This is a genomic window from Enterobacter cloacae complex sp. IR5384 (assembly GCF_049237265.1).
Lineage (GTDB): Bacteria > Pseudomonadota > Gammaproteobacteria > Enterobacterales > Enterobacteriaceae > Enterobacter > Enterobacter cloacae.
The window spans coordinates 322988-348720 of record NZ_JBMKHJ010000001.1 but is presented as its reverse complement, the minus strand read 5'-3'; the positions used below and the strand labels follow the sequence as shown (position 1 = coordinate 348720).

The 25733-nt window shown below is 55.1% G+C and carries 27 protein-coding genes; 19 read left to right on the top strand and 8 right to left on the bottom strand.

From position 1 onward, the window contains the following. The first annotated feature begins 9 nt into the window (after positions 1-9). On the top strand, positions 10-717 hold the full coding sequence (locus tag ACOTX3_RS01730; RefSeq protein WP_029883196.1) for a response regulator transcription factor: 708 nt from the start codon (positions 10-12) through the stop codon (positions 715-717). Further along, a complete protein-coding gene (locus tag ACOTX3_RS01725; RefSeq protein ID WP_058679294.1) occupies positions 701-2170 on the top strand; it encodes a sensor histidine kinase in 1470 nt (489 codons plus the stop codon). The genes ACOTX3_RS01730 and ACOTX3_RS01725 overlap by 17 nt, the downstream gene beginning before the upstream one ends. A gap of 86 nt (positions 2171-2256) precedes the next feature. On the opposite strand, the gene artJ is transcribed toward ACOTX3_RS01725, so the two are convergent. From artJ to ACOTX3_RS01695, 6 genes are all read right to left on the bottom strand, one after another. After that, positions 2257-2988 (bottom strand): arginine ABC transporter substrate-binding protein ArtJ, encoded by a 732-nt coding sequence (gene artJ, locus ACOTX3_RS01720; RefSeq protein ID WP_421631597.1) that lies wholly within the window; start codon positions 2986-2988, stop codon positions 2257-2259. 155 nt (positions 2989-3143) lie between these two features. Further along, complete coding sequence (gene artM, locus ACOTX3_RS01715; protein ID WP_013097363.1) at positions 3144-3812, bottom strand: arginine ABC transporter permease ArtM; 669 nt, start codon at positions 3810-3812, stop codon at positions 3144-3146. Further along, entirely contained in the window at positions 3812-4528 is a 717-nt protein-coding gene (artQ, locus tag ACOTX3_RS01710) for an arginine ABC transporter permease ArtQ (protein ID WP_013097362.1), read from the bottom strand. Before artQ ends, artM begins: the two co-directional genes overlap by 1 nt. A gap of 6 nt (positions 4529-4534) precedes the next feature. Beyond that, positions 4535-5266, bottom strand: coding sequence for an arginine ABC transporter substrate-binding protein ArtI (gene artI / locus ACOTX3_RS01705; protein ID WP_020689903.1), 732 nt, complete (start codon positions 5264-5266; stop codon positions 4535-4537). Between the two features lie 20 nt (positions 5267-5286). Further along, a complete protein-coding gene (artP, locus tag ACOTX3_RS01700; RefSeq protein ID WP_013097360.1) occupies positions 5287-6015 on the bottom strand; it encodes an arginine ABC transporter ATP-binding protein ArtP in 729 nt (242 codons plus the stop codon). Positions 6016-6241: 226 nt separating this feature from the next. Next, positions 6242-6760, bottom strand: a complete 519-nt coding sequence (locus ACOTX3_RS01695) for a lipoprotein (RefSeq protein ID WP_013097359.1) — start codon at positions 6758-6760, stop codon at positions 6242-6244. 107 nt (positions 6761-6867) lie between these two features. Here ACOTX3_RS01695 and ACOTX3_RS01690 point away from each other — a divergent pair, with 107 nt between their 5' ends. From ACOTX3_RS01690 to ACOTX3_RS01680, 3 genes are all read left to right on the top strand, one after another. Next, positions 6868-7191, top strand: coding sequence for a heavy metal-binding domain-containing protein (locus ACOTX3_RS01690; RefSeq protein WP_006174327.1), 324 nt, complete (start codon positions 6868-6870; stop codon positions 7189-7191). Then, complete coding sequence (locus tag ACOTX3_RS01685) at positions 7188-8018, top strand: N-acetylmuramoyl-L-alanine amidase (protein ID WP_013097358.1); 831 nt, start codon at positions 7188-7190, stop codon at positions 8016-8018. Before ACOTX3_RS01690 ends, ACOTX3_RS01685 begins: the two co-directional genes overlap by 4 nt. A gap of 263 nt (positions 8019-8281) precedes the next feature. After that, positions 8282-8905: a helix-turn-helix domain-containing protein gene (locus ACOTX3_RS01680; protein WP_013097357.1), complete on the top strand. Its 624-nt coding sequence runs from the start codon at positions 8282-8284 to the stop codon at positions 8903-8905. On the opposite strand, the gene ACOTX3_RS01675 is transcribed toward ACOTX3_RS01680, so the two are convergent. Both ACOTX3_RS01675 and ACOTX3_RS01670 read right to left on the bottom strand, forming a co-directional pair. Continuing rightward, entirely contained in the window at positions 8902-9528 is a 627-nt protein-coding gene (locus ACOTX3_RS01675; protein WP_013097356.1) for a hypothetical protein, read from the bottom strand. The two genes, ACOTX3_RS01680 and ACOTX3_RS01675, sit on opposite strands and share 4 nt — an antisense overlap. Next, positions 9528-11081, bottom strand: coding sequence for an ExeA family protein (locus tag ACOTX3_RS01670; RefSeq protein WP_058679293.1), 1554 nt, complete (start codon positions 11079-11081; stop codon positions 9528-9530). Before ACOTX3_RS01670 ends, ACOTX3_RS01675 begins: the two co-directional genes overlap by 1 nt. A 299-nt stretch (positions 11082-11380) precedes the next feature. Between ACOTX3_RS01670 and gspC the strand changes: the two genes are divergently transcribed. The 14 genes from gspC to iagB all read left to right on the top strand — a co-directional run bounded on the left by gspC (position 11381) and on the right by iagB (position 25711). Beyond that, a complete protein-coding gene (gspC, locus tag ACOTX3_RS01665) occupies positions 11381-12112 on the top strand; it encodes a type II secretion system protein GspC (RefSeq protein WP_058679292.1) in 732 nt (243 codons plus the stop codon). A gap of 12 nt (positions 12113-12124) precedes the next feature. Beyond that, a complete protein-coding gene (gspD, locus tag ACOTX3_RS01660) occupies positions 12125-14053 on the top strand; it encodes a type II secretion system secretin GspD (RefSeq protein WP_013097352.1) in 1929 nt (642 codons plus the stop codon). 13 nt (positions 14054-14066) lie between these two features. Further along, positions 14067-15545 carry a type II secretion system ATPase GspE gene (gene gspE, locus ACOTX3_RS01655; RefSeq protein WP_013097351.1) on the top strand — a complete coding sequence of 493 codons (1479 nt, stop codon included), beginning with the start codon at positions 14067-14069 and terminating at the stop codon, positions 15543-15545. Further along, the gene (gspF, locus tag ACOTX3_RS01650; RefSeq protein WP_020689910.1) at positions 15545-16753 is read left to right on the top strand and encodes a type II secretion system inner membrane protein GspF; all 1209 of its coding nucleotides are present in this window, start codon (positions 15545-15547) and stop codon (positions 16751-16753) included. The genes gspE and gspF overlap by 1 nt, the downstream gene beginning before the upstream one ends. 2 nt (positions 16754-16755) lie before the next feature. Then, positions 16756-17205 carry a type II secretion system major pseudopilin GspG gene (gene gspG, locus ACOTX3_RS01645; RefSeq protein ID WP_013097349.1) on the top strand — a complete coding sequence of 150 codons (450 nt, stop codon included), beginning with the start codon at positions 16756-16758 and terminating at the stop codon, positions 17203-17205. Next, positions 17205-17690 carry a type II secretion system minor pseudopilin GspH gene (gspH, locus tag ACOTX3_RS01640; RefSeq protein WP_020689911.1) on the top strand — a complete coding sequence of 162 codons (486 nt, stop codon included), beginning with the start codon at positions 17205-17207 and terminating at the stop codon, positions 17688-17690. Before gspG ends, gspH begins: the two co-directional genes overlap by 1 nt. Then, entirely contained in the window at positions 17683-18057 is a 375-nt protein-coding gene (gspI, locus tag ACOTX3_RS01635) for a type II secretion system minor pseudopilin GspI (RefSeq protein WP_029883205.1), read from the top strand. Before gspH ends, gspI begins: the two co-directional genes overlap by 8 nt. Beyond that, positions 18054-18719, top strand: coding sequence for a type II secretion system minor pseudopilin GspJ (gspJ, locus tag ACOTX3_RS01630; protein ID WP_058679290.1), 666 nt, complete (start codon positions 18054-18056; stop codon positions 18717-18719). Before gspI ends, gspJ begins: the two co-directional genes overlap by 4 nt. Then, a complete protein-coding gene (gene gspK, locus ACOTX3_RS01625) occupies positions 18716-19732 on the top strand; it encodes a type II secretion system minor pseudopilin GspK (protein WP_020689914.1) in 1017 nt (338 codons plus the stop codon). The genes gspJ and gspK overlap by 4 nt, the downstream gene beginning before the upstream one ends. A gap of 15 nt (positions 19733-19747) precedes the next feature. After that, positions 19748-20878 carry a type II secretion system protein GspL gene (gene gspL, locus ACOTX3_RS01620; RefSeq protein WP_127869013.1) on the top strand — a complete coding sequence of 377 codons (1131 nt, stop codon included), beginning with the start codon at positions 19748-19750 and terminating at the stop codon, positions 20876-20878. After that, on the top strand, positions 20875-21360 hold the full coding sequence (locus ACOTX3_RS01615) for a type II secretion system protein M (RefSeq protein ID WP_023621352.1): 486 nt from the start codon (positions 20875-20877) through the stop codon (positions 21358-21360). Before gspL ends, ACOTX3_RS01615 begins: the two co-directional genes overlap by 4 nt. Then, positions 21357-22154, top strand: coding sequence for a prepilin peptidase (locus tag ACOTX3_RS01610; protein ID WP_013097342.1), 798 nt, complete (start codon positions 21357-21359; stop codon positions 22152-22154). Before ACOTX3_RS01615 ends, ACOTX3_RS01610 begins: the two co-directional genes overlap by 4 nt. Positions 22155-22417: 263 nt before the next feature. Next, positions 22418-25120 (top strand): glycosyl hydrolase family 18 protein, encoded by a 2703-nt coding sequence (locus tag ACOTX3_RS01605; RefSeq protein WP_127869014.1) that lies wholly within the window; start codon positions 22418-22420, stop codon positions 25118-25120. 138 nt (positions 25121-25258) lie between these two features. After that, positions 25259-25711, top strand: coding sequence for a type III secretion system invasion protein IagB (gene iagB / locus ACOTX3_RS01600; protein WP_058679289.1), 453 nt, complete (start codon positions 25259-25261; stop codon positions 25709-25711). The last annotated feature ends 22 nt before the right edge of the window (positions 25712-25733 follow it).

Genomic DNA, 25733 nt, shown 5'->3' with positions numbered 1-25733 from the left:
GGCTTACCCATGAAGCAGATCCTGCTGGTGGAAGATGACCACGATATCGCGGCACTTCTGCGACTCAATTTAGAAGATGAAGGCTACATCATCACCCACGAGCCCGACGGCGGCAACGCGTTACAGTGCCTTGAAAAACAGCCGTGGGACGCGGTGATCCTCGATCTCATGCTCCCCAACGTCGACGGCCTGGAGATTTGCCGTCGTATTCGCCAGATGACCCGCTACCTGCCGGTAATCATTATCAGCGCCCGCAGCAGCGAAACCGATCGGATCACCGGCCTGGAAACCGGCGCGGATGATTATCTGGCAAAACCGTTCTCGGTGCAGGAGCTGATTGCGCGCATTAAGGCGTTGTTCCGCCGCCAGCAGGCGATGGGGCAGGCGCAGAGTGCCGGGAATATTCAGGCGCATGGCCTGACGATCGACCCGCTGGCCCGCAGCGTGCTGCTTCACGGCCAGATAGTGGATCTCACCCCGCGCGAGTTTGAACTGCTGTACTTCTTTGCCCGCCATCCTGGCGAGGTCTTCTCGCGTCTGGCGCTGCTGGAGCAGGTGTGGGGCTATCAGCACGAAGGTTACGAGCATACCGTTAACACCCATATCAACCGCCTGCGCATCAAGATTGAAAAAGACGCTGCCGAGCCGGAGATCATTCGCACCGTCTGGGGCAAAGGCTATAAATTTGCGGAGCCGCACCATGATGCGCCGCTTTAGCCTGAGCCAGCGCCTGACGCTGCTGTTTATTTTATTGATGATGCTCTGTGCCGCCGTCGCCTGCGCCGTCCAGCTCTACAGCAGCATGCAGTATGGTAACGCCATGGTTCAGCGTCTCTCTGGCGGCCTGGCGCAACAGATCGTGCAGCGCGAACCAATTCTGAACGCCCAGGGCAGGGTCGACCGTACCGCGCTGAAACCGCTCTTTGACAGGCTGATGACCTTCAACCCGAGCGTGGAACTGTACGTCGTCTCCCCGGATGGCGATATCCTGGCCGATGCCGCCCCGCCTGGCCATATTCAGCGACAAAGCATCAATCTCGCGCCGGTACAGGAGTTCCTCAGCGGTGCGGCCATGCCGGTTTTTGGCGACGATCCGCGTAGCCAGAACAAGAAAGTGTTCAGCGCGACGCCGTTACGTCAGGACGGCGAGCTTAAAGGCTATCTGTATATTATTTTACAGGGCGAGGAGTCGAACGCGCTGGCGGACATGGCCTGGCACAAGGCGCTGTGGAGTACGGTGCTCTGGTCAATGCTGTGGGTGGCGCTGTTTGGCCTGCTGGCGGGCTTACTGATCTGGTACTGGGTCACGCGTCCGGTTAAACGATTGACGCGTGAAGTGGCCGGGCTGGAGCATGACAGCATGAGCGCGATACGCGCGCTGGCGGTCCAACAGCCGGATGCGGCAGCAAAAGATGAAGTGGCGCTCCTGCGTAACAGTTTTATCGAGCTGGCACGCAAAATCACCCACCAGTGGGATCAACTGGCCGACAGCGACCGCCAGCGCCGGGAGTTTATCGCCAATATTTCCCACGACTTACGCACGCCGCTGACCTCGCTGCTGGGCTATCTGGAAACGCTGTCGCTGAAATCCGCCACCCTGACGCAGCAGGAGCATCAGCAATACCTCGCCACGGCGTTGCGTCAGGGGCAAAAGGTGCGTCACCTGTCACAGCAGCTGTTTGAGCTTGCGCGTCTTGAGCACGGCGGCATCAAGCCCCAGCGCGAGCGTTTTGCGATGGGAGAGCTTATTTCCGACGTGGCGCAAAAGTTTGAGCTCACGGCGCGCACGCGCGAGCTTCAGCTCCAGATAGACGTTCCCGGGCCGCTGCCGCTGGTGTATGCCGATGTCTCGATGATAGAGCGCGTGGTGACCAATCTGCTGGATAACGCCATCCGCCATACCCCCACCGGCGGCAAGATCCGTCTCGCCGTATGGCAGGAGAATGAAAAGCTACAGGTTGAGGTGGCCGATTCAGGAACCGGTGTGGATGCCGCGCTGCGCGACGATCTGTTCCAGCGGCCTTCAGCGTTGAATCCGCAGGCAACGCGGGAGAATCGCGGTGGGTTAGGGCTGTTGATTGTCAAACGGATGCTGGAACTACACGGGGGAGGGATCAGGCTGATGGAGTCGGTGAGCGGGGCGCGGTTCAGGTTCTTCGTGCCGTTGTGAGAGAGTGCCGGGTGGCGCTGCGCTTACCCGGCCTACAACTCCCCCCGTAGGCCGGGTAAGGCGAAGCCGTCACCCGGCAAAAAAAGTTACTGCGGGAACCACTGGTCGCTGATTTTCTGATACGTACCGTCAGCTTTAATCGCCTTCAGCGCGCCGTTCAGTTTGGCCAGCAACGCTTTGTTATCCGGACGCACCGCAATGCCCAGACCCGTACCGAAGTACTGCGGATCGGTCACTTTTTCGGTTGCCGTACCGAGCTGCGGGTTGGTTTTCAGCCATTCGTTGACGACCGCGGTGTCACCAAATACGCCATCGATACGGCCGTTTTTCAGGTCGATAATCGCGTTCTGGTAGCTGTCATAGGCCACGGTTTTCACTTCAGGATGTTTGTCCTGCAGGTACTTCTGGTGCGTGGTGCCGTTTTCCATCCCGATGCGCTTGCCTTTCAGCTCATCAAAGGATTTATAAGCCCCTTTCTTCGCGATGACCACCGCCGAGTTGGCGTAGTACGGGTCGGTGAAGGCCACCTGCTTGCTACGCTCTGGCGTGATGTCCATACCGGAGATCACCGCGTCGTATTTTTTAAATTTCAGGGACGGGATCAGGCTGTCAAAGGCATGGTTGGTAAAGGTGCAGTCGGCCTGCATCTGTTTGCACAGCGCTTTTGCCAGATCGATATCAAAACCCACGATCTGGTTGCTGGCATCCAGCGATTCAAATGGTGGATACGTGGCAGAAACGCCGAAATTGATTTTATCGGCAGCCGTTGCGCCTGCGGCAAACGTTGCCAGTAATGCGGCCAGAAGTAACTTTTTCATTGTAATACTCCCGTCTGTAGGTCTTATGAAAGTACAATGCCACTTAATGAATTTATATTCAATATAAATGATTAAATATTTATTGTGGAATAAAAAAAAGCGGATAACCCATCAGGTTACCCGCTTTATCAATACCGTTTTATGCATTTATGTGATTAATTTCTGCGCTCAAATGCCAGCGCTTTACGCTCGATCAGGCGCATCATCAACGTCAACAGTCCGTTAACCACCAGATACACCACGCCTGCCGCGCCAAACACCATCACATCGTAGGTGCGTCCATACAGCAGTTGCCCGTGGCCCATCACTTCCATCAGGGTGATGGTGTAGGCCAGCGAGGTACTCTTGAACACCAGCACCACTTCGTTGGAGTAAGAGGAGAGGGCACGCTTAAAGGCGTACGGCAGCAAAATGGCCAGCGTATCTTTTTTGCTCATGCCGAGCGCGCCGCAGGACTGCCATTGTCCTTCCGGAATGGCGCGGATCGCTCCGTAGAACAGCTGAGTGGTGTAGGCGGCGCTGTTCAGTGAAAGGGCGATCAGGGCACACAGCCACGGCTCAGAGAGCAGATGCCAGATAACCGGATACTCCTGTAGCGACGGGAACTGGCCCGGGCCGTAGTAAATCAGGAAGATCTGCACCAGCAGCGGCGTACCGGTAAAGAGGGTGATATAGCCGCGCACAATCCACACCAGCACCGGCGTTTTCAGCGTCAGGATGATGGTAAAGATCAGCGCCAGGATCAGCGCCACGATGATGGACGCCACGGTCAACGTCAGGCTGGTGTGCAGCCCTTTCATCAGCTCGGGTAAATAGTCCAGCATCAGCCTGGTCTCCGTTCAAAGCGCGTCGCACGCAGGTCAATACGCTTAAGGATGTACTGACTCAGCAACGTGATCACCAGGTAGATAGCCGCCGCCACAATGTACCAGGTAAACGGCTCCTGGGTGCGGGTAGCGATGCTTTTGGTCTGCAACATTAAATCGTTAACGCTTATCAGGCTCACCAGCGCCGTATCTTTCAGCAGCACCAGCCACTGGTTCCCTAAACCCGGCAGGGCATGACGCCACATCTGCGGCATCACCAGGCGGAAGAAGATCGCCGCTTTCGACATTCCCAGCGCCTGGCCAGATTCCCATTGTCCTTGCGGTACCGCTTTCAGCGCACCGCGCAGGGTTTGCGACGCGTACGCAGAATAGAGCAGGGAAAGGGCAATGACGCCACAGAGGAACGGGCTGACGTCGAAGTTTTCAATCTGCATCTGCACCGGGATCTGCACGACACCAAGATTGAGGGTAAAGCCGTCCGACAGCGTGAGCAGCAGCTGTGAGGAACCGAAATAGATAAACAGGACCACCAGAATCTCCGGTAGCCCACGCAGCACGGTGACCAGCGCGGAGCCGGTCCAGGCGACAGGGAACCATTTTGCAGATTCCCATACCGCAAAGAACATCGCCAGCACCAGGCCGATAATCAGTGCGCAAACGGCAAGGCCGACGGTCATCCCGGCGGCGCTTGCTAAAGGAAGAATTTCATTCATCAGGAATTACTTCTGGAACCATTTTTTATAGATGGTTTCGTAGGTGCCGTCTTTCTTCACTTTTTCCAGCGCAGCGTTGAATTTCTGCTGCAGCTCAGTGTTGCCCTGACGAACGGCAATCCCCAGACCTGTGCCGAAGTAGTCCTTGTCGGTCACTTTGTCGCCCACTGGCGCGAGTTTATCGTTGGCTTTCAGCCATTCGGTTACTACCGCGGTGTCACCAAACACGCCATCGATACGGCCGTTCTGCAGATCCAGCTTCGCGTTCTGGTAGCTGTCGTAAGGCACGGTGGTGATTTCCGGATGTTTATCCATGATGAATTTCTGGTGCGTGGTGCCGTTCTGTACGCCCACTTTTTTGCCTTTCAGCTGGTCAACAGAGGTAAATTTCCCTTTCTGACCAATAAACAGGGCGGAGTTGTCATAGTACGGCGTGGTGAACAGCACCTGCTTTTCACGCTCTGGGGTGATGTCCATACCGGCCATCACGGCGTCGATACGGCGGAACTTCAGGCTTGGGATCAGGCTGTCAAACGCCTGGTTGCTGAAGGTACAGGTCGCGTCGATCTCTTTACACAGCGCGTTAGCCAGATCGACATCGAAGCCCACAATCTTGTTGTTGGCGTCGATAGATTCAAACGGAGGATAGGACGCTTCGGTGGCGAAACGGATGGTCTGGGCTGCGGTAGCGGAAAGGCTGACGCTAGCGAGCAGCGCGGCAATCAATACTTTTTTCATTATCATTTTCCCTGGCACTCTCAGTGAGATAAGTAGTTTTTGAAGGCATCGGTTTGCGGGTTGGTAAAGCAACTCGCATCACCTTGCTCAACGATATACCCGTTTTCCATGTAGACCACACGGCTGGCGGTTTTACGCGCCACTTCCACTTCATGGGTGACGATGACCTGAGTAATGTTGGTTTCCGCCAGCTCACGAATGATGCTCACGATCTGGGCGGTGATTTCCGGGTCCAGCGCAGCGGTCGGCTCATCAAACAGCAGTACCGCTGGCTCCATCATCAGCGCACGGGCAATCGCCACACGCTGTTGTTGACCCCCGGAGAGGTGCAGCGGATAACGATCGCTGTAGGGCTTAAGGCGCAGACGCTCCAGCAGCTTTTCAGCACGCGCCATCGCCTGATCCTTGCTCAAACCGAGAACGCGGCAGGGCGCTTCAATCAGGTTTTGCAGGACGGTCAGGTGCGGCCAGAGGTTGTATTGCTGGAAGACCATGCCAACGTTTTGACGCAGTTCACGAATCGCTTTATCGGACGGCGTTTTCGCAAAATCAAAGTGGTTACCGGCGATAGCCAGCGTTCCTGAACGGGGCATTTCAAGCAGATTAAGGACACGCAAAAGAGAACTTTTACCCGCGCCACTTGGGCCAAGCAAAACCAGCGTTTCGCCTTCCGGGCACTCCAGCGTGATGTCGAACAGCGCCTGGTGTGCGCCGTAGAAGCAGTTAATGCCGTTTAGTTTAATACTCATCGGGGCAGTCTTTACTCATCCAGGCAATCTATAGCAATTGAGGCCGCAGATAGTACCGTTGACAGAATAGTTATGCAATATTTCTGCGTTAAAAGTTAAATATAACCCGTAATACCCCTTAAACATAGCACAAAATAGCGAAGCCCAAGGTCGGCGAGTATAAATGTAGGCATTCCGCATGAAATGCCGCACATTTTTCGGGGTTTACAATTCTGAAACAGTGGGTTTAGCGATTCTCAATCGACTGGCGAAGCGTGCCTGCCGGGGCATGTACGCTCCCGCCGATATAGCGTACGTCATCCACCGCCCAGCACTGGCCTTCGCGGATCATCAGCACTTCATCCTGCCAGGTTTGGGTGCCCTGGGTCAGCTTCACGCGCAGGGGGATGTTACGCGCATCGGTGTTCGGGATGGTCGAGGCGCTGGCCACCTCGGCGCTGTCCGGCAACGTCGTGCGACTGGAGAACGGATCGGATTTCAGCAGCGCGTTGTGCTGCGGATCGCGCGTGGCATCGTTCAGCAGTTTTGCCAGCCCATCGCTCAGATACGGACGCAGGCCGGTGAGATCGTTGCTGCGGTGTTGAATGCGATAATCATAGAACTGTTGCGCCACGGTATCCGGGCCGCCCTCTATACAGGGGCCGCTGCGGGTACCGATATCCTTAAAGGCTGGCGTGACCGTGGTGGTACACGCGCTGAGCACCAGCGCGCAGGGCACCAAAAGCGTTAAAGCAGAGTAGCGCATGTTGATTTCCTTATTTATTAACTATCCTTTCAATCATAGCGTAACGAACCGATAATGCTGGTGAAGTTATGGGCTAAGGCATTGAACGCTAAAGAAGGAGAGAAACCATGCAGTTTTCAACAACGCCAACCCTGGAAGGGCAGCCGATTACCGAGTATTGCGGTGTGGTCACGGGCGAAGCCATTCTGGGGGCCAACATTTTTCGCGATTTCTTTGCCGGTATCCGCGATATCGTCGGCGGCCGCTCTGGCGCGTATGAAAAAGAGCTGCGTAAAGCCCGGGAAATCGCCTTTAAGGAGCTGGGCGAACAGGCCAAAGCACTGGGGGCGGATGCGGTTGTGGGGATTGATATCGACTACGAAACCGTCGGTAAAGATGCCAGCATGCTGATGGTGAGCGTAAGCGGTACGGCGGTGAAAACCCGTCGATGAAACGCGCGTTTTCAACACTCCTGCTGGCGCTGTTGCTGGCAGGGTGCGCCACGGAAAAAGGCATTGTGGATAAAGGCGCCTATGAACTGGATACCCGCCACCAGGCGCAGGCGGCCTATCCGCGCATCAAGGTGCTGGTTATCCACTATACGGCGGATGACTTTGACAGTTCGCTGGCCACGCTGACGGACAAGAACGTCAGCTCCCACTATTTGATCCCGGCGAAGCCGCCCGCGCCGGACGGTAAACCGCGCATCTGGCAGCTGGTTCCCGAGAACGAACTGGCCTGGCATGCGGGTATCAGCTTCTGGCGCGGCACCAACCGTATTAATGATACGTCGGTTGGCATTGAGCTTGAGAATCGCGGCTGGCAAAAAACGGCCGGAGTAAAACACTTTTCGCCGTTCGAACCCGCGCAAATTGCGGCCCTGGTACCGCTCGCAAAAGACATTATTGCCCGCTATCACATTAAACCCGAGAACGTGGTGGCCCATGCGGATATCGCGCCTCAGCGCAAGGACGATCCCGGTCCGCTGTTCCCGTGGCGCGAGCTTGCAGAGCAGGGGATTGGCGCCTGGCCCGACGCGTCCCGGGTGGCGTTCTATATGAACGGGCGGCCACGGTATCAGGCCGTGGAGACCGCAGCGTTACTTGATTTGCTCGCGCGTTACGGTTACGAGGTTCCCGACAACAGCACCCCCGCTCAGCAGAAGCGCATCATTATGGTCTTCCAGATGCACTTCAGGCCGCAGCTGTGGAACGGCGTGGCAGATGTGGAAACGCTGGCCATTGCCGAAGCACTTTTAGAGAAATACGGGCAGGGGTAATCCTTCGGGATTAACCCGAATGCCTCGTTTTTGTGAGCATGATCATAAGATTAATCTTAAGTACATTCTCAATTCATTTTAAGTAAATTGATTTAAAATCGCCCTCATCTAAGATTGATTCATCGATTCACAGCATGAATCAAATTAAAGAAACAGTCCTCTTTTGGTTTTTTTAATTTCAAAAAGAATACCAACACATTTTACGGCAACGTAACACCTTGCCGGACAATTTTCTTATTTAAACATCTTAATTGGGTATAATAATGTTAAGCATTTTTGGTAAAAAAACACGTCCCCATCATGAAATGGAAGCCATTATTTCTGCAACGGCCGGGTATGAAGAAAAAACGTTAAGAAAATGGCAAAAAATATCAACCTGTAACTCCGATAATATTCACATTATCGTCAGCGGAGAAGTCGAGTTCCGCCGCAGTTCTGATGACTTATGTATGTTTACGCTACAGGGACAATGTATCTTTGGTCTCTCCGCTATTTTCTACAACTCTACGCATATGCAGGGCGTGGTGCGCAGTAATACCGTGGTTCGTACCATACATAAAGATCAATTCCAGCAGTTAATGACTCAGCACGGGCTGTGGCCTGAACTGACCAAAGTGCTGGCATGGTATATCTGTTTGCTCAGCAAGCGGGATGATGTTTTAGTTGCCCGCAGCGCGTACTCCGTCGTCCGTGAATTCCTGATAGAAATTAACGAGCTGATTGTTGATCATCAGCGAGATATTAATATTTATGATTATATTCAGGAATACACCAACCTGGCACGCAGCACCATTATTAAAATTCTCTCAGACCTGAAAAAAGGTCAATATATTGTGGTCGAGAAAGGGCGACTGATTAGCCTGACCACCCTGCCGGAAAAATATTAATCCCCTCCTGCGTCTCCTTTTATTATCGAAGGAGACGCATTTTGCGTTTCGTCAACCGGTGGTGCGGGCATTTTTCCCTTCGCCATATCATCCTGCTGCTGTTTTAGCGCCTGCATAAATAACGTTTTTAATGAATTGTCTTCATCCGGCTGCGTTGCCTGCGCGTGTTTCATCGCCTGTTCGTGCGCTTCGGTGCCGGGTAAGGTATCGCGCGAAGTATCATGCGTGACGGGGCTGTCCGGCAATGCGCCATCAGGTGCCTGCTGCCACTCATTTTCGTCACTATTAATGGGCATATTGTCCATCGGCGGTAAATCTTCCTGCACTTTTACAGACTGCGGCTTTGGCTGCGGGTGCGGGAACGGTTTGGTGACATACACGTAATGCATATCAGAAAGGGTGGTGTCTGGCTTCGCGACGCTCACCTTTTTTATCACCGGCGCCGGGTGGCGCAGGTTCCAGTACACGTGCGCATACAGGCCTGCGACGATCAGCGCGCACAGCCCCAGACACCAGAGCGTCAGCACGCTGATAATTTTACTGAATGACGGCAAACGCCATGAGAACCAGACCGGTTCCCCGGTGGTATAGCTGCGCTGGGCAGCGAGGCAGATGGTAGACATTATGCGTGCTTCTCTTGCGTAGTCGGGTTAGCCTGGGTTGTCTGGATCAACACGCTCGGCGTGGTATGGGTTTCGCGCATCAGCTGCATCAGAGTGTCTTCACCCGGAATACCGTCGACGCGGAGGTGCATTTTTTCCTGGAATTCGCGGGTGCGCTTCATCAGTTCCGCCGTCCAGTTTTTATCGTGCGTTTCGTTTTCGCCCAGCGCCACGCTCAGCTGCTGATCCAGCCACTCAAGATCTTTACTGTCGCTGGCGGCGGTGATTTCGTCTTTACCTGACGGGGTCAGGCGGTGCAGAAGGGTGTAATTGCCCGTTGCGTGCTGGTTATACCACGTGCGGCTCACCTGCCAGGTGCGGTTGTTCATCAGCAGATCGAGGGAATTTTTCCCGGCACGCGCCACGACGGCGTAATTAATGTGATCGCCTGTTTTAATCTCGCTCACCCACGGGTAACCGTCATTAGCCAGCGTGTCCAGGGAGGCATTACCCTGTTTACACATCAGGTTCACTTTTGCGGCATTCTGGCACAGGGCATCGTCGGCAGAGGCGTCATAGCCCCACATGGCATAAAGCTGGTGCATGGCATCGGGCTGATTCACCACCTCCTGTTCGATAACCGGCAGTACCGGCGCGTCTGGCGTTTTTACCTGCTGTTTCCAGCTGGTCGGTACCGGCAGCGCCACCGGCAGTTTTGCCGTAATGGACGAGGTCATCATCCAGCCGCAGGCGGCGAACAGGACGGACGCGAACAACCCGATGGAGGCCAGCGTTTTACCACGCTTAGGCGCTGGCAGGGCTTCACCGGTGGCGAGACGCAAATGACGCGGTCCAACGTTTGGCGCCCGTTCGGTCCAGGCGGCCAGCATGGAAAGATGAGCCAGTTCGTTCAGCTTGCTGATGTTGCCTTTGGTCAGGGCGTGGATTTTTTTCACGCGAGCGGGCGTCAGCGGAGAGACATCCGCGCCGTGCTCGTGGCACTGGGCGTCAACGTAGCTCAGGAACTCGCGGCAGGTCAGGTTACGCAGGGTGTGGCAGGTCAGCACATATTCCTGCAGGGCAGAGGCTTTCAGCATCACTTCCTGGTCGGCCGTGCCCATCAGCACAATCGACAGGCGAACATCCAGCTCTTGCGCACGGGTAAGCAGTATGCCCAGCACGTCATAGCCGCTGGCCTTCATCGCCTGCGCCTGGGAAATGACCAGCACCTTGTGGGTCGACTTCGCATCGCGCCACTGGCGAATAATGGCGTCAACCGCCTGGAGCTTGTTCTTCTCTTTCGCTACCGGGTTGAGTTTGAACAGCAGGCTACTGGCGCTCAGCTTCGGAAAGGCATTAATGCAGAGCACCGATTTGCTGTTGGCTTTGAGGGCATCGCTGAACTGCCCCAGCAGTTCGCTGTCGTGGTAAAAGAGCCCGGTGATCCCTGCCTGCTGGCTTTTCTCTTTCAGAAGATTAAACACATCCTGATGATAAGGCACCAGAAAATCGCCCGACTTGCGGGTGATATTTCTGAACGGCGGGGTACTGAATTTAAAATGGCTCTGATACATAACGACTTACCGTCTCTTCTCTTTAATAGCAATGGGCGAAAAGTACGGTAAGCCCCTGTCGTGGTCAATTTAACACCAGAGTAAAAATAACCTGTCAGGCCGCATCTAACATTCCCTTTTTTTCCGGTCAATCATTTTCTTCATTAAAGTTAATAGCGAAGCCGGTGGTTTGCACTGGTCACGCTTATTACTATTTGCTCACTAAGTTATGCAGCATACCGCTGCGAATTCCTGCTTTGCTAAAAGGCCCGATAATAATGAGGAACGCATTCCTTTCCAGGCTAATGACGCCCTGCATAATGCTAGTCATGCTAATTTTTTGCAGCCAGCAGGGTTATGTCGTTTTTAAAGATTATAAAAAGGTTACGAATAAGTTAGCGAATGCTGATAAAGCGCCGCTAAAACCGCGTAACAGTGACAAAACGTTTGGTCTTTTTACGGCTGCGGTCCGTCAGGCCGACGTTCCGGCGGCAGTAAAAGTGCCGCTGTCTGCAGAAATTGAAGGCATCATCCGCAGCGATGAGTCGTGGCTGTCGTTCGCCGTGATTAAGACCCCCGCCGGGCAGCAGAGCTACCGGGAAGGGGAACCGCTGGTGGGGTTCGACGACGCGTATGTGGATGAAATTAATAAAGATAACGTGGTTGTTCAGTATGAAGGCACGAAGCAAACGCTCGCCCTCAAACAGCCGCCTTATTTTAAGGGCGATGCAGGCAATAGCCCGGTGACGAAATCGAAAAAAGATGCCGGCGCGGACAGTCTGCATCTCGATGATTATCTGGTGTTAAAACCGTTAATCGATAAAGGCCAACTGGAAGGCTTTAACATTAATCCACGCAATGCTTCGCCTTTTTACAGTGAAACAGGACTGAAACAGGGTGATGTGGTGGTGAAAGTGAATGACGTCGATATGACGAAAGAAGCGCAGGCGAAAAATATTATCGCCAACTGGTCGAAAATGAAAGAAGCGGAGGTCGTCGTCAGACGGCACGCTCACCTTGAAAATATTCGGGTTAATGTTCTAAACAATTAACAAGTGTAAATCATGAAGAAATTTCCATGGGCGTGCGTGGCGCTGACCGCATTGTCGTTATATTCCGGTTCGCTGTTTGCAGCCAACTTTAGCGCCAGTTTTAAAAATACCGATATTCGCGAATTTATCGATACGGTAAGTCGCAATCTGAATAAAACGATTCTCGTCGATCCGTCCGTTCAGGGCACGGTGTCGGTGAGAACCTATAACGTGCTGTCGGAAGAGGAATATTATCAGTTCTTCCTGAGCGTGCTGGATCTCTACGGTCTGTCGGTGATCCCAATGGATAACGGCATGATCAAAGTGGTGCGTTCCAGCGTGGCGCGTACCGCCGGGGTGCCGGTGGCCGACAGTAAAAACCCGGGCAAAGGGGATGAGATCATCACCCGCGTAGTGCGCATGGAGAACGTCCCCGTGCGCGAGCTGGCCCCGCTGCTGCGCCAGCTGAACGATGCCTCGGGGATCGGCAACGTGGTCCATTTTGAACCCTCTAACGTGCTGCTGTTAACCGGGAAAGCCTCGGTGGTGAACCGCCTGGTGGATCTGGTTGAGCGCGTGGACCGTTCCGGTATGCAGCGTCGTGAAATCGTACCGTTGCGCTATGCCTCGGCGAAAGAGCTCTCCGATATGTTGAACAACCTCAACAATGAAGAGCAGAAAGGGCAGAACGCCCCGCAGCTGGCGACTAAAGTGGTGGCCGATGATGAAACCAACAGCCTGGTGATCAGCGGTACCGAAGATGCCCGCGCGCGTACCCGCTCGCTGATTGGCCAGCTCGACCGCGAACAGAACAACGAGGGCAATACCCGCGTCTTCTACCTGAAATACGCCAACGCCTCGAAAGTGGTGCCGGTGCTGACCGGTATTGGTGAGCAGCTGAAAGACAAAGCCGGTACCGCGAAAAGCAAAACCGCCACAACCAATAGCGAGCTGAATATCACCGCCGATGAGTCCACCAACTCGCTGGTGATCACCGCTCAGCCAAACGTCATGAACTCGCTGGAGAAGGTGATCGACAAGCTGGATATTCGTCGTCCGCAGGTACTGGTGGAAGCCATCATTGCGGAAGTGCAGGACGGTAACGGCATGGATCTCGGCGTGCAGTGGACCGGCAAACACGGCGGCGTGCAGTTCGGTTCAACCGGTCTGCCCATTAGCCAGGTCAAAAACGGCACGATCAAAGGGGCCTCCTTTACTGGCCTGGCGACCGGTTTCTTCAACGGTGACTATGGTGCACTGCTGACCGCGCTCTCCACCAGCGGCAAGAACGATATTCTCTCCACGCCAAGCGTGGTGACGCTGGATAACAAAGAAGCGTCGTTCAACGTGGGTCAGGATGTGCCGGTGCTGTCGGGTTCTCAGACCACCAGCGGCGACAACGTCTTTAACTCGGTTGAGCGTAAAACCGTCGGTACCAAGCTGAAGATTGTTCCGCAGATCAACGACGGGGACATGATCCACCTGAAGATCGAGCAGGAGGTCTCCAGCGTTGACGCCAGCGCCACCGAAGACGCCAGCCTCGGCCCAACCTTCAACACCCGTACCATCAACAACGAAGTGATGGTCCACAGTGGCCAGACGGTGGTGCTGGGCGGTCTGATGGAAAACGTCAGCAAACAGAACGTGTCGAAAGTGCCGCTGCTCGGCGATCTGCCGCTGGTGGGACAGTTGTTCCGCTATACCTCGGAGGATACGTCGAAGCGCAATCTGATGGTCTTTATCCATACCACCGTCCTGCGTGATGACGACAACTACAGCGCGGCGACGAAGGAGAAATACGACCAGATCCGCGCCCGTCAACAGCAGCGTCTGGAGGAGAAAAAGCTCGGCATTGTTGAGAACACCGATAACGCCGTCCTGCCTGCCTATCCAAAGCAGGATCACTCCATGCCGGTCGGCGTGAGCGCACCTGCCACCACGCGCAACCCCTTCAAAGAGTAAGGGGGGGTGACGCGTGGATGAACTGACGAAACAGCTTTGCACCAGCGGCTTTGCGAAGGAGAACGGCATCCTTTTCTGGAACGACACGGTCTATATCCGTGATGACGTCCCCGCGTTTGCGCTACTGGAGATGCGCCGGGTACTGGGGCGCGCCTTTGTGCCCCAGACGCTGAGCGCGGAGGCGTTTGATGAGATGCTGGCCAAAATCTGGCAGCAGAACAGCGGCGTTTCGCAGCAACTGGTGGACGATATGGATGCGGATATCGATCTGATGGCGTTAACCGAGGAGATCCCGGACAACGAAGATCTACTGGATAACGACGAAAACTCGCCGGTGATCCGCCTGATCAACGCCATTCTCGGCGAAGCGGTGAAAGACGGTGCATCGGATATCCATATCGAAACCTTTGAGCGCACGCTGAGCATCCGTTTTCGCGTTGACGGCGTGCTGCGCCCGGTGCTCCAGCCCGCACGTAAACTGGCCCCGCTGCTGGTCTCGCGTATTAAGGTCATGTCGAAACTCGACATTGCCGAAAAACGTCTGCCGCAGGATGGCCGTATCTCCCTGCGCATTGGCCGCAAGGCGATTGACGTGCGTGTCTCGACCATTCCGTCGCAGTACGGCGAGCGCGTGGTCATGCGTCTGCTCGACAAGAGCAACCTGAAACCGGATATCAACAAGCTCGGACTCATTGATGAAGAGCTGGAAAAACTGAAAGGGCTGATTAACCGCCCGCACGGCATCATCCTGGTCACCGGGCCGACAGGCTCCGGTAAAAGTACCACCCTGTATGCCATTCTGTCGGCCCTGAACGGACATGAACGCAACATTCTGACCGTCGAAGATCCGATTGAGTACGAGCTGGAAGGGGTGGGGCAGACGCAGGTCAACCCGCGTGTGGACATGACCTTTGCCCGCGGCCTGCGCGCCATTTTGCGTCAGGATCCGGACGTGGTGATGATCGGGGAAATTCGTGACGGTGAAACCGCGCAAATCGCGGTGCAGGCGTCGCTCACCGGTCACCTGGTCATGTCTACGCTGCACACCAACAGTGCGGCGGGGGCCATCACCCGTCTGCGGGATATGGGGCTGGAGTCCTTTTTAATTGGTTCGTCGCTACTCGGCGTCATTGCCCAGCGTCTGGTGCGTCGGCTGTGTCCGCACTGCCGTACCACCAGTCCGCTGGATGACAATGAAAAAGCGCTGTTTAGCTTTATGGATAAGCCACCAAAGGCCATCTATCGCGCCGTTGGTTGCGACCAGTGCCGCCAGAGCGGGTATCAGGGACGCGCGGGCATTCACGAGTTTCTGGTGGTCGACAGCGCCATGCGTCGCGCCATTCATGAAGACAAAGATGAGATGTCCATTGAGACCGAGCTGTTCAAACAGGCCTACAGCCTGCGCGAAAACGGGCTGATGAAGGTCATCAGCGGTATCACGTCCCTTGAAGAGGTGATGCGCGTGACCGCCGAGCGTGGAGGCGATGAATAATGGCTTTCTACGCGTGGACTGCGACCGATGCCGCCGGAAAAACCCAGCGCGGCACGCTGCAGGCGGAGGGACCTAAGCAGGTGCGCCAGTCGCTGCGTGAGCAGAAGCTGATGCCGCTCACCATCACCGAAACCCGTGAAAATGCGGCCAGCGCTAAAGCCAAAACCGGCGCCAGACTCTCTGTGCCGGTGCTGTCGATGTTCACCCGTCAGCTGTCAACGCTGGTTAACGCGTCGCTGCCGCTGGAAAGCGCCCTGAAGGCCATTTCAAAGCAGACGGAAGACAAAAAGCTGGCGGCTATGGTGACGGAGATCCGCGAGAAAGTGGTGGAAGGGCATACGCTGTTTGATGCCTTCAGCCAGTTCCCGCGCACCTTCGACAAGCTGTACTGCACGCTGGTGATGGCCGGGGAAAAAACCGGCCACCTCGGCGATGTGCTGGAGAAGCTGGCAGAGTACAACGAGCAGCGCCAGAAGATGAAAAGCAAGCTGACGCAGGCGATGGTCTACCCGATCACCCTGACGGTGGTTGCCGTGGCGGTGATCAGCATCCTGCTGGTGGCGGTGGTGCCGCAGGTCATCGAGCAGTTCGTGCACATGAAACAGCAGCTGCCGATCACCACCCGCACGCTGATTGCGGTGAGCGATTTTCTGCAGGCGTACGGGATCTACATTGCCGGGGGGCTGTTCGGTGCAATCGTGGGCTTTAAGACGTGGGTGAAGAAAACCACGAACCGCTTTCGCTGGCACAGCTGGCTGGTGAATGGCTCGCCGATCAAAAAGCTGGTTTGCGCCATCAACAGCGCCCGCTATATCCGCACGCTCAGCATCCTGCAGGCCAGTAGCGTCCCGCTGCTGGAGGGGATGTATATCGCGATGGACGGGATCGAAAACCTCTATGCCCGGCAGGTGCTGGAGCAGGCGGCGGATACCGTACGTCAGGGCGCTTCTCTGTATAACGCGCTGGACCAGGCGAAGCTCTTTCCGCCGACCATGCTGTACATGATTGCCTCCGGCGAAGAGAGCGGGGAATTAGGTTCATTAATGGATCGCGCCGCGGAAAACCAGGAATCGGCATTACAGCATCGAATTACGTTAACGCTGTCGGTATTTGAACCGGCACTGGTGGTGACAATGGCGACAGTGGTTTTATTTATCGTGCTGTCAATATTACAACCGCTTCTTCAGCTCAATAATATGGTGGGTTAAATATGTCTTTAAAACGAAATAGCCTGAAAGGTCAGGCCGGTTTTACCTTGCTCGAATTAATGGTGGTGATCGTTATTCTCGGTGTGCTCGCCAGTATGGTGGTACCAAATTTAATGGGGAATAAAGAAAAAGCCGATGCCCAGAAAGCAACCAGCGATATTGTGGCGCTGGAAGGTTCGCTGGATATGTACAAGCTGGATAACCACCGTTACCCCACGACGGAGCAGGGGTTGCAGGCGCTGGTCACCAAACCTGATATCGCGCCAATCCCGAAAAACTACCGTGATGATGGCTATATTCGCCGCCTGCCGGAAGATCCGTGGGGCAATGATTATATTCTGGTCAGCCCGGGTGAACATGGCGCAGTGGATGTTTTCTCTGCGGGCCCGGATGCTGAAGCGAATACCGCGGATGATATTACCAACTGGTCTTTAGATAAAAAAGAGAAGTAATGAATAAGCAACGTGGGTTTACCTTACTGGAAATTATTCTGGCGCTGGTGATATTTGCCTCCTGCGCCATGATGGTGGTGTCGACAATCCCCTCGCGCAGCGGCGCGGATATTTTCGGTCAGCAGTTAAAAGCCCTCGTTGAATATGGTTCAGACCGTGCGGTAATGGACGGAAATATCGTTGGGCTGGTGATCACCACCTCAGAATATCAGCTGGTGACCTGGGCCGAAAAAGAGGGCGAACGACACTGGGAACCCTTAACCGCCGGGCGCATTGTCACCCACGGCCAGTTCCCGGAAGAGATGCACGTGTCGCTGTCACCGCAGCGCATTGCTGCCACAACCGACGCCACGCCGCAGATTGTCTTTTTGCCGGACGGGGAGATAAGCCGCTTCACGCTGTCCCTGCAGAGTTTCGATAAAAAACAGCGCTTTCGCGTGGTGTCGCAGGGGGCATCACCGGTTTCGGTAGAGAACGATGACTAAACGCAAAGAACAGGGGATGACCCTGCTGGAAGTGATGGTCGCTCTGGTCATCTTCTCCACCGCCGCGCTGGCGCTGATGAACTCCGTCTCGCTGAACGTGCGCTTTACCCATGGCCTGGCCGATTCGCTGCAGGCGAGCTGGGTGGCGGAAAACCAGCTGGCGGAAGCAAAGCTGAGCAACACGCCGTTCCCGGATGCCCTGCAGACAGGGACAGAAATCATGGGGGGGCGAAGCTGGATCTGGCGCAAGCAGCGGGTGAAAACCGCCGAAAATCGCTTTGCCGATGAAGTGCAGGTGTACGCCGAGGATGATGAAGACAAACCGGTGTTGAGCCTGCAGATACCGGAACCCGGAGAGGTGAAATGAGTAAGCACATTCAGCGTCAGCAGGGCTTTACGCTGCTGGAGATTATGATTGCGCTGACCATCTTCGCGGTTATCAGCACGCTTGCCTGGCAAATTCTGGACGGGGCGATGCGCACCTCGAACGCCACCGACGTGGCGGCGACTCAACTCAACCAGCTTCAGCGCGCCTATAACCTGCTGGAGCGGGATTTCTTTCAGCTTCAGGCACGCGCGCCACGCAACGAGCCTGACGTATTTATCCAGCACGACGATGCGCTGGAGCTGACCACGCTGAACGGCGTGAGCGGTCAGGTCCAGCTGGAGCGCGTGCGCTGGCGGCTTGAGGACAAAAAACTGTGGCGCGATATCTGGCCGGTTATCGACAGCCCTGCCGATGTGAAGCCAGAAGAGGTGCCGATCCTCAGCGATGTAAAAGAGATGACATGGCGCTTCTGGAAAGAGGGCTGGCAGAACAAATGGACCGACACGGCGCATCAGCCGGACGGCGTAGAGCTTCTGCTGACCATGGAGAATGGCGATACCTGGCGCTGGGTATTTACCACGCCGGGTGATATGCCGGTCGCCCCGGCGGCACCAACAGAACAAACGCCTGCGCCATCGCGGGATGCGGCCACGCCAGCGCAGCCGCAGCCGGTGCCCGCTCCGTCAGGAGAGAACAAATGAGCGGAAAATCGGTTCGAAAACAGCGCGGTGTCGCGCTGCTGGTGGTGCTAATTTTGCTGGTCATGATGTCGGCGCTGGCGGCCAAAATCAGCCAGCAGTTCTGCCGCAATCTGCAGAAAACCCGTTATCAGGTAAGCCAGCAGCAGCTGCGCTGGGCCATTCAGAGCCAGCAAAAAACCATTGAAGGTCTGCTTCAGACCTACGCCAGCGGTGACAGCCAGGGTCTGTCGCCCAAAGGGGAGTGGACAGAGCCGGTGGAGACAGAGGGTGAACACTACACCGTGGTGAGCCAGATTGAGGATGCCCAGACCTGCTTTAACGTCAATAACCTGCTGGCGGCCGATCCGACCCCCGCGGTACAGACCGCAGGGGCGTTGCCGGAAAAACCGGTCAAAGCGCGCATCGTTGAGCAGCTTCTGACCGACAGCGGCATTTCTGCCGGTGACGCAGAAGAGATTTACCAGCAGCTGATGGACTATCTCGACGGTGATACCACAACGGCCAAAGAGGGGCTGGAGTCGGATGCCTGGGCGGGCGTAGAGCCTGCGCGGCTGCCTGCGAATCAGATGATGCGCACCCCGGGCGAGCTAAAGCTGCTGCCCGCGTTTCCGGTGGCGGCCTACGGCAAGGTCAGTAAAGTGCTGTGCGCCTTACCCGACACCGCCAGCAAGGTGGATGTCAACACCCTGACCGAAGAACAGGCACCGCTATTGGCAGCCCTGTTTATCGGCTCGCTGAGCGAGGACGAAGCCGCCCGTCTGATCGCCTCCCGCCCGGAAGAGGGCTGGGAGTCGATGGAGGCATTCCAGAAAGAGCTTGAGACAAATTATCCGCAGACCAAAGACGCCCTCAAGCAGGTTCAGGCGTTTCTTGCGGTAAACAGTCACTATTTCCGGGTCAACAGTACCGGCAATACCGATGATTTAACGCTGCGCGTCGTCAGCCAGCTTCATGTTGATAATGAAGCCGGGAAGGTGATTACCTGGCAACGTCGCTACCGAATGGTTGAATAACACAAGACGAATTCTATGAAACAGGTGCTTTTTATTCGTCCCGACACGCATGAGGACGGGAACATAATGTGGTGCGAGTCCGGTAGCGACCAGGTGGAACAGCGTCAGGGCGGGGCGTCACTGGCGGCGCTTGCCGGTCACGCGTTAGCCGCACGCGTCTGCCTGCTACTGCCGGCCAGCGAAATGATCTTCCGTCGCTTCACGTTGCCCAAAAAAGGCAGCGTTGAGTTCTCCTGGCTGGCAGAAGAGACGCTGATTGGCGATGTGGACACGCTTCACTGGACGGTGCTCAACAAGAAGGGGCGGGAAGTGGACGCGGTGGCCATTGATGCGGCGCGTTTGCAGTACTGGCTGGACCGCTGTGCCGATGCCGGGCTGACGGTGGTGCAGGTGCTGCCCGATGCGATCCTTCTGCCGGTAACCGAAGGCGGCAGCACGCTGGTCTCCACCGACAGCGGCTACTGGATGCGCTATTCGCCGTTTGGCGCCTGTGAAACCGACGCCGCCCTGTTGCCGCTGCTGTTGAGCCAGCAGTGCGCCGGTAACCTCGTCTGTTACGGCGATGCGCCAGCGGACGTGCAGGTGGATGAGCAACGGGCCTGGCAGCATCCGCTGGTGCTGATCCAGCCGCAGTGGAAAAGCTGCAAAGCAAACCTGCTGCACGGCGTTTTTAGCGCCACGGGTGCACAGACCGGTTTCCGTTATGCGAAACCGGCCCTTGCCGCCATGGCGATGCTGAGTCTCGGGCTGCTGGTTGGCCCTCGTATCGGCATGGCCTGGATGCTCTCTAACCAGGAAAACCTGGCCCAGCAGCAGATGGTGGAATTGGCCCAGCACTATTTCCCCACGCTGCGCCAGACCACCAACCTGAAGTACCACTTCGGGCAGAACATCAAGAAAGAGAAGAAAGGGATCTTTCTTCAACTGGACGCACTGGAGCAGGTCAAGCAATCGCTCCCGGCGGTCGAACTGAGTGAAGTGGGATACGACGACACCCAGAATCAGCTCACGCTGAACATCCGTTCGATGGATCCCACGGCGTTGCAGGCGTTCGTCAATAAGGCGAGTGATACCTTCGACTTTACGCTGCAGCCGGTCTCCAGTGAAGCGCCTTATACCGCTATCATCACAGGGAAATATAAATGAAAGAGAAAATTGGACAATTAAAAGCACGCTATTTGCGTTACAGCCCGCGCGAACGAACGCTGATTAAACTCTGTGGCTCCGCGCTCTGTTGCGCCATTATCTGGTACGGTGTAATGACCCCGCTGGATAATATTATTAAAAATGAGAAAAGCACGCTGCAAAAACAGAAACAGACCCTGAACTGGATGCGTGCAGAAATTAATAAAAATCACCTTCAGGCGAAAGTATTAAAAACCAGTAACCCGAGAAGCGTGGTGGAAGAGAGCGCCAAAGAGATCCACGTTGCGCTGAGTAATATCCAGCAGGACGGGCAAACCCTGACGTTTAATATTGATCGGGTCAACGTCTATGAACTGAAAAACTGGCTTCGGGAGGTGAATTTAACCACCGGGGTTCGTCTGGAGAAAATGGATCTCACGCCGGTTGATCACCTTAGCGATGTAAAGGCCCAGATTAAGCTCTCCTGGGCGAAAGTGGCATGAACTCGCTGACGCTGCTTCAGGGCAGCCAGATGCCCGCCCTTTGCCTGCTCAGCGGCACGCTTGGCGGCATTATCGGCAGCTTTCTGGGGGTGGTGGTCGAACGCATTCCCCCGCTCATTAAAGAGGAGGAGGGTGCCGGAAACCTGCTGTTTCCGGCCTCCCACTGTCCCGCATGCTCCCACACGCTCGCCTGGTGGGAAAATATCCCGGTTCTGAGCTGGTGTTGCCTGCGTGGGCGCTGCCGCTGCTGCCAGACCGCGATCCCGCTGCGTCTGCTGTTGCTTGAACTTTCCAGTGCCCTGTTTTTTGCCCTGACGGCGGCGTACGCCCCGTCTGCGGCTGCATTGATGTCGCTATGGGTGCTCTGGTGTGGACTGCTGCCGCTGGCGGCGATAGACGCAAAACACATGCTGCTGCCGGACTGCCTGACGCAGCCGCTGCTGTGGGCGGGCCTGCTGAATCATGCGCTTTTTCATACCTTACCGTTGTCGGATGCCCTGTTTGGCGCAGCGGCGGGCTACCTGTCGCTGTGGCTTCTCTACTGGGCCTTTCGCCTGACAACAGGACGCGAGGGATTGGGCTACGGTGATTTTAAGCTGCTGGCTGCGCTGGGCGCGTGGTGCGGCTGGCAGGCGTTACCTTCGTTATTGCTCGCGGCGGCATTAAGCGGTATCGCACTGTATTTTGTTTTTTATAAAGCGGTTAAAGAAAATAGCGTTATTCCGTTTGGCCCTCTGTTGTCACTCGCCGGTTTGGTTATTTTTATTCTGCAGACCTTGCAATTCACATTCTGATTTACGCGGTCAAGTTTTTTTTGAAATTTTTTCGCTGAGGGAATGAAAGGACGTCAACTAATTCCCGGAGTATTGTAAGAAACATAAGCTGTAAGGATTGCCGCTCATGTCTTTTTATGGAGGGTATATTAGCACTATACATGGTTAGTAAAATTAAATTGGGTTTGTGGTTTTAATTAAATAGCTTATTCAGTACTCGCCCATGTTATATGGAATACATGGTCCTTTTCATTTATCAAAAATAAGATTATCAGGAATTAATAATGAAATTTATGAAGCCAACCTATCTGGCACTCTTTGTCGCAGCCGTTTCCGGCTCTGCGTTCGCCGCAGCGCCAGGTACGCCTTCAATCAGCAGCGGTAACGATAAATTTGCCATCGTTGAAGTGGACCAGGCCGTAGTGGACTACGGTAACCTTGTTAAGGTTCATAACGACGGTGTCGACGTAAAAGTCGAGTGGAACGTCTGGAGCGGCGACGCGCCGACCTCCGGTAAAGTGCTGCTGGATGGCAAGACCGTCTGGTCCGGTGCTGCCGGTGCATCCGGTTCTGCCACCTTTAAAGTGAAAAAAGGCGGTCGCTACCAGGAGCAGGTTGAACTCTGTAACAACAGCGGCTGTACCAAAAGCGCAAGCAAGCTGATCATCGTGGCGGATACTGACGGTAGCCACCTCCTGCCGCTGAATGCGCCTCTGCAGGAAAACAACAAAACCTTCGCAAAACATACCGATAAAGTGGTTGCCGCCTACTTCCCTGAGTGGGGCGTTTATGGCCGTAACTTCCCGGTCGATAAAATCCCTGCCGCTAACCTGAACCACATCCTGTACGGCTTCATTCCAATCTGTGGCGGCGACGGCATCAACGACGGCCTGAAAACCGTTGAAAACGGCAACAGCTTCGCCAACCTGCAGAAAGCCTGTGCTGGCCGTCCTGACTACACCGTGGCGATCCACGACCCGTGGGCTGCGCTGCAGAAACCACAGTCCGGCGTATCTAACTGGGACGACCCGTACAAAGGTAACTTCGGCCAGCTGATGGCGCTGAAAAAAGCCCATCCTGACCTGAAAATTCTGCCATCCATTGGCGGCTGGACCATGTCCGATCCGTTCTATCACATGAATGATTCCGCGATCCGTGCACGTTTCGTGGCCTCTGTTAAAGACTTCCTGAAAACCTGGAAATTCTTCGACGGCGTGGATATCGACTGGGAATTCCCGGGCGGCGGCGGTGTGAACGAATCACTGGGTAACCCGCAGCAGGATAAGGCAACCTATACTGCCGTGATTCGCGATCTGCGTACCATGCTGAACGAACTGTCCGCTGAAACCGGACGCACCTATGAACTGACCAGCGCCATCGGTGCCGGTAAAGATAAGATTGAAGACGTGGATTACACCACGGCGCAGCAGTACCTCGATCACATCTTCCTGATGAGCTACGACTTCTACGGCGCGTGGAGCATGACCGATCTGGGCCACCAGGCTGCGCTGCATGCACCAGCATGGCGTCCGGACACCAACTACATCACCGAAAATGGCGTTAACGCGCTGCTGGAGCAGGGCGTACAGCCAGGCAAAATCGTGGTGGGTACCGGCATGTACGGTCGTGGCTGGACTGGCGTTCACGGCTATACCGGCAACAACCCGTTCACCGGTACCGCGACTGACGGCGTGAAAGGCACCTGGGAACCAGGCGTTGTTGACTATCGTCAGATTGTGAACGAGTACAAAGGCAAGCCAGGCTGGGAATATGGCTATGACGCAGACGCTGAAGCGCCATACGTCTTCAACAAATCCACCGGCGAGCTGATCTCTTATGAAGATGCCCGTTCCGCAACCGCAAAAGGTAAGTACGTTCTGGCGAAAAACCTGGGCGGCCTGTTCGCGTGGTCTATCGACTCCGATAACGGCGATATCCTGAACGCGATGAACGAAAGCCTGCTGGGCAGCTCCACGCCAGATCCGGTAGTGACCAACCATGCGCCGGTTGCTTCTGCGGCGGATCAAACCGTGACCGGCCCTGCGACCGTGACTCTGGATGGCTCTGCCTCCACCGATCCTGATGGCGATGCGCTGACCTACAAATGGACCCAGATCTCTGGCCCAAGCGTTACCCTGACCAACAGCACCAAAGCGAAGGCGACCTTCTCCGTTGGCGCTGTGACCAGCAACCAGACCCTGGCATTCCGTCTGACCGTGACCGATCCAAAAGGTCTGAGCAGCACCGCTGACGTACAGGTTGTGAACAAAGCGCCGAAAGCCAACCAGGCCCCTGTGGTTAACCAGATGCAGAACGTCACTCTGGAAGCCGGTCAGACCTACGCCCTGAACGTGCAGGCAGCGGATCCAGACGGTGATGCACTGACCTACGCCTGGAGCGTACCATCTGATATGCACGCGACCGGTACTGATACCTCCAGCGTACAGATCACCGCGCCGGACGTTACAACTGACTCAACCTACACCCTGAGCGTTGTCGTAAGCGACGGTAAAACCAGCGTACAGTCTAACGTACAGGTTACCGTAACGCCGAAAGCCACCCCGGTTGTGCCTGATGAAGACAATACCCCGTCTGACGAAGGCAACACGCCATCTGATGAAGGTAACACTCCATCTGATGAAGGCACTGCAACCGGCAGCTGCGATAACCCGGTAGATGCCAATGCCAGCAAATACGCGGCATGGGAATCCAGCAAAATCTACAACAACGGCGACATGGTCAGCTCCGATAATCTGGTATGGAAAGCGAAGTACTGGACTCAGGGCAACAAACCTGGCTTTAACGCCGATGCATGGGAACTGGTCAGCCAGGTGAAAATGAACTGGCGCTCCGACATGGTCTACAACGGTGGTGACAAGACAACCTATCAAGGTTTCGAGTACCGCGCGAAATGGTGGACAAAAGGTGACAAACCAGGCAACAGCGATGTATGGGTGAAAGAAGGCGCGTCAGCAGACTGCAAATAATCTTCTGAGCTTGAAATTGTGGGTGTGATATCAGCCCACAATCACTGGTCACACCCCGCTTCGGGTGTGGCCAGTACCTTCCACTAATTTAACAGGACGTGTTTGAGGAGAATAAAAAAACGGCCACGCAGGTGAAGAATGAAAAGGTTTCTGTTTTTGTTATTGATATTAAGTCATAGCACATTTGCAAATTGCTGGAATAAAGCGGCGCATTATTATCATATTGATCCGTTTTTACTTTATGCCATCGCGAATGTGGAATCGGGAATGAACCCGTACGCCATTGGCATCAATCATGACGGAACGCGCGATGTCGGATTAATGCAAATCAACAGCTCGCACTTTCCTGAACTTGAACGCAAAGGCATTAATGAAAACCGTCTGATGACAGAGCCCTGCACCTCCATTATGGTCGGCGCCTCTATATTGTCAGGCATGATTAAGGTTTATGGATACAACTGGGAAGCAGTAGGTGCGTATAACGCCGGGCTTAAAAAAGAAAATTACCCTAAGCGCATGGTCTATGCCCATAAGGTCTGGAAAAAGTATCAGCAGTTAAAATTAGCCGCCCGCGACAGAACCAACTGGTGAGTTTTTTGTTTTTTGAAGAGTA

What these genes read in the sequence shown, in the direction of transcription:
- ACOTX3_RS01730 (WP_029883196.1), top strand. Translation starts at nt 10, where the DNA reads ATGAAGCAGATCCTGCTGGTGGAAGATGACCACGATATCGCGGCACTT.
- ACOTX3_RS01725 (WP_058679294.1), top strand. Translation starts at nt 701, where the DNA reads ATGATGCGCCGCTTTAGCCTGAGCCAGCGCCTGACGCTGCTGTTTATT.
- artJ (WP_421631597.1), bottom strand. Translation starts at nt 2,988, where the DNA reads ATGAAAAAGTTACTTCTGGCCGCATTACTGGCAACGTTTGCCGCAGGC.
- artM (WP_013097363.1), bottom strand. Translation starts at nt 3,812, where the DNA reads ATGCTGGACTATTTACCCGAGCTGATGAAAGGGCTGCACACCAGCCTG.
- artQ (WP_013097362.1), bottom strand. Translation starts at nt 4,528, where the DNA reads ATGAATGAAATTCTTCCTTTAGCAAGCGCCGCCGGGATGACCGTCGGC.
- artI (WP_020689903.1), bottom strand. Translation starts at nt 5,266, where the DNA reads ATGAAAAAAGTATTGATTGCCGCGCTGCTCGCTAGCGTCAGCCTTTCC.
- artP (WP_013097360.1), bottom strand. Translation starts at nt 6,015, where the DNA reads ATGAGTATTAAACTAAACGGCATTAACTGCTTCTACGGCGCACACCAG.
- ACOTX3_RS01695 (WP_013097359.1), bottom strand. Translation starts at nt 6,760, where the DNA reads ATGCGCTACTCTGCTTTAACGCTTTTGGTGCCCTGCGCGCTGGTGCTC.
- ACOTX3_RS01690 (WP_006174327.1), top strand. Translation starts at nt 6,868, where the DNA reads ATGCAGTTTTCAACAACGCCAACCCTGGAAGGGCAGCCGATTACCGAG.
- ACOTX3_RS01685 (WP_013097358.1), top strand. Translation starts at nt 7,188, where the DNA reads ATGAAACGCGCGTTTTCAACACTCCTGCTGGCGCTGTTGCTGGCAGGG.
- ACOTX3_RS01680 (WP_013097357.1), top strand. Translation starts at nt 8,282, where the DNA reads ATGTTAAGCATTTTTGGTAAAAAAACACGTCCCCATCATGAAATGGAA.
- ACOTX3_RS01675 (WP_013097356.1), bottom strand. Translation starts at nt 9,528, where the DNA reads ATGTCTACCATCTGCCTCGCTGCCCAGCGCAGCTATACCACCGGGGAA.
- ACOTX3_RS01670 (WP_058679293.1), bottom strand. Translation starts at nt 11,081, where the DNA reads ATGTATCAGAGCCATTTTAAATTCAGTACCCCGCCGTTCAGAAATATC.
- gspC (WP_058679292.1), top strand. Translation starts at nt 11,381, where the DNA reads ATGCTAGTCATGCTAATTTTTTGCAGCCAGCAGGGTTATGTCGTTTTT.
- gspD (WP_013097352.1), top strand. Translation starts at nt 12,125, where the DNA reads ATGAAGAAATTTCCATGGGCGTGCGTGGCGCTGACCGCATTGTCGTTA.
- gspF (WP_020689910.1), top strand. Translation starts at nt 15,545, where the DNA reads ATGGCTTTCTACGCGTGGACTGCGACCGATGCCGCCGGAAAAACCCAG.
- gspG (WP_013097349.1), top strand. Translation starts at nt 16,756, where the DNA reads ATGTCTTTAAAACGAAATAGCCTGAAAGGTCAGGCCGGTTTTACCTTG.
- gspH (WP_020689911.1), top strand. Translation starts at nt 17,205, where the DNA reads ATGAATAAGCAACGTGGGTTTACCTTACTGGAAATTATTCTGGCGCTG.
- gspI (WP_029883205.1), top strand. Translation starts at nt 17,683, where the DNA reads ATGACTAAACGCAAAGAACAGGGGATGACCCTGCTGGAAGTGATGGTC.
- gspJ (WP_058679290.1), top strand. Translation starts at nt 18,054, where the DNA reads ATGAGTAAGCACATTCAGCGTCAGCAGGGCTTTACGCTGCTGGAGATT.
- gspK (WP_020689914.1), top strand. Translation starts at nt 18,716, where the DNA reads ATGAGCGGAAAATCGGTTCGAAAACAGCGCGGTGTCGCGCTGCTGGTG.
- gspL (WP_127869013.1), top strand. Translation starts at nt 19,748, where the DNA reads ATGAAACAGGTGCTTTTTATTCGTCCCGACACGCATGAGGACGGGAAC.
- ACOTX3_RS01615 (WP_023621352.1), top strand. Translation starts at nt 20,875, where the DNA reads ATGAAAGAGAAAATTGGACAATTAAAAGCACGCTATTTGCGTTACAGC.
- ACOTX3_RS01610 (WP_013097342.1), top strand. Translation starts at nt 21,357, where the DNA reads ATGAACTCGCTGACGCTGCTTCAGGGCAGCCAGATGCCCGCCCTTTGC.
- ACOTX3_RS01605 (WP_127869014.1), top strand. Translation starts at nt 22,418, where the DNA reads ATGAAATTTATGAAGCCAACCTATCTGGCACTCTTTGTCGCAGCCGTT.
- iagB (WP_058679289.1), top strand. Translation starts at nt 25,259, where the DNA reads ATGAAAAGGTTTCTGTTTTTGTTATTGATATTAAGTCATAGCACATTT.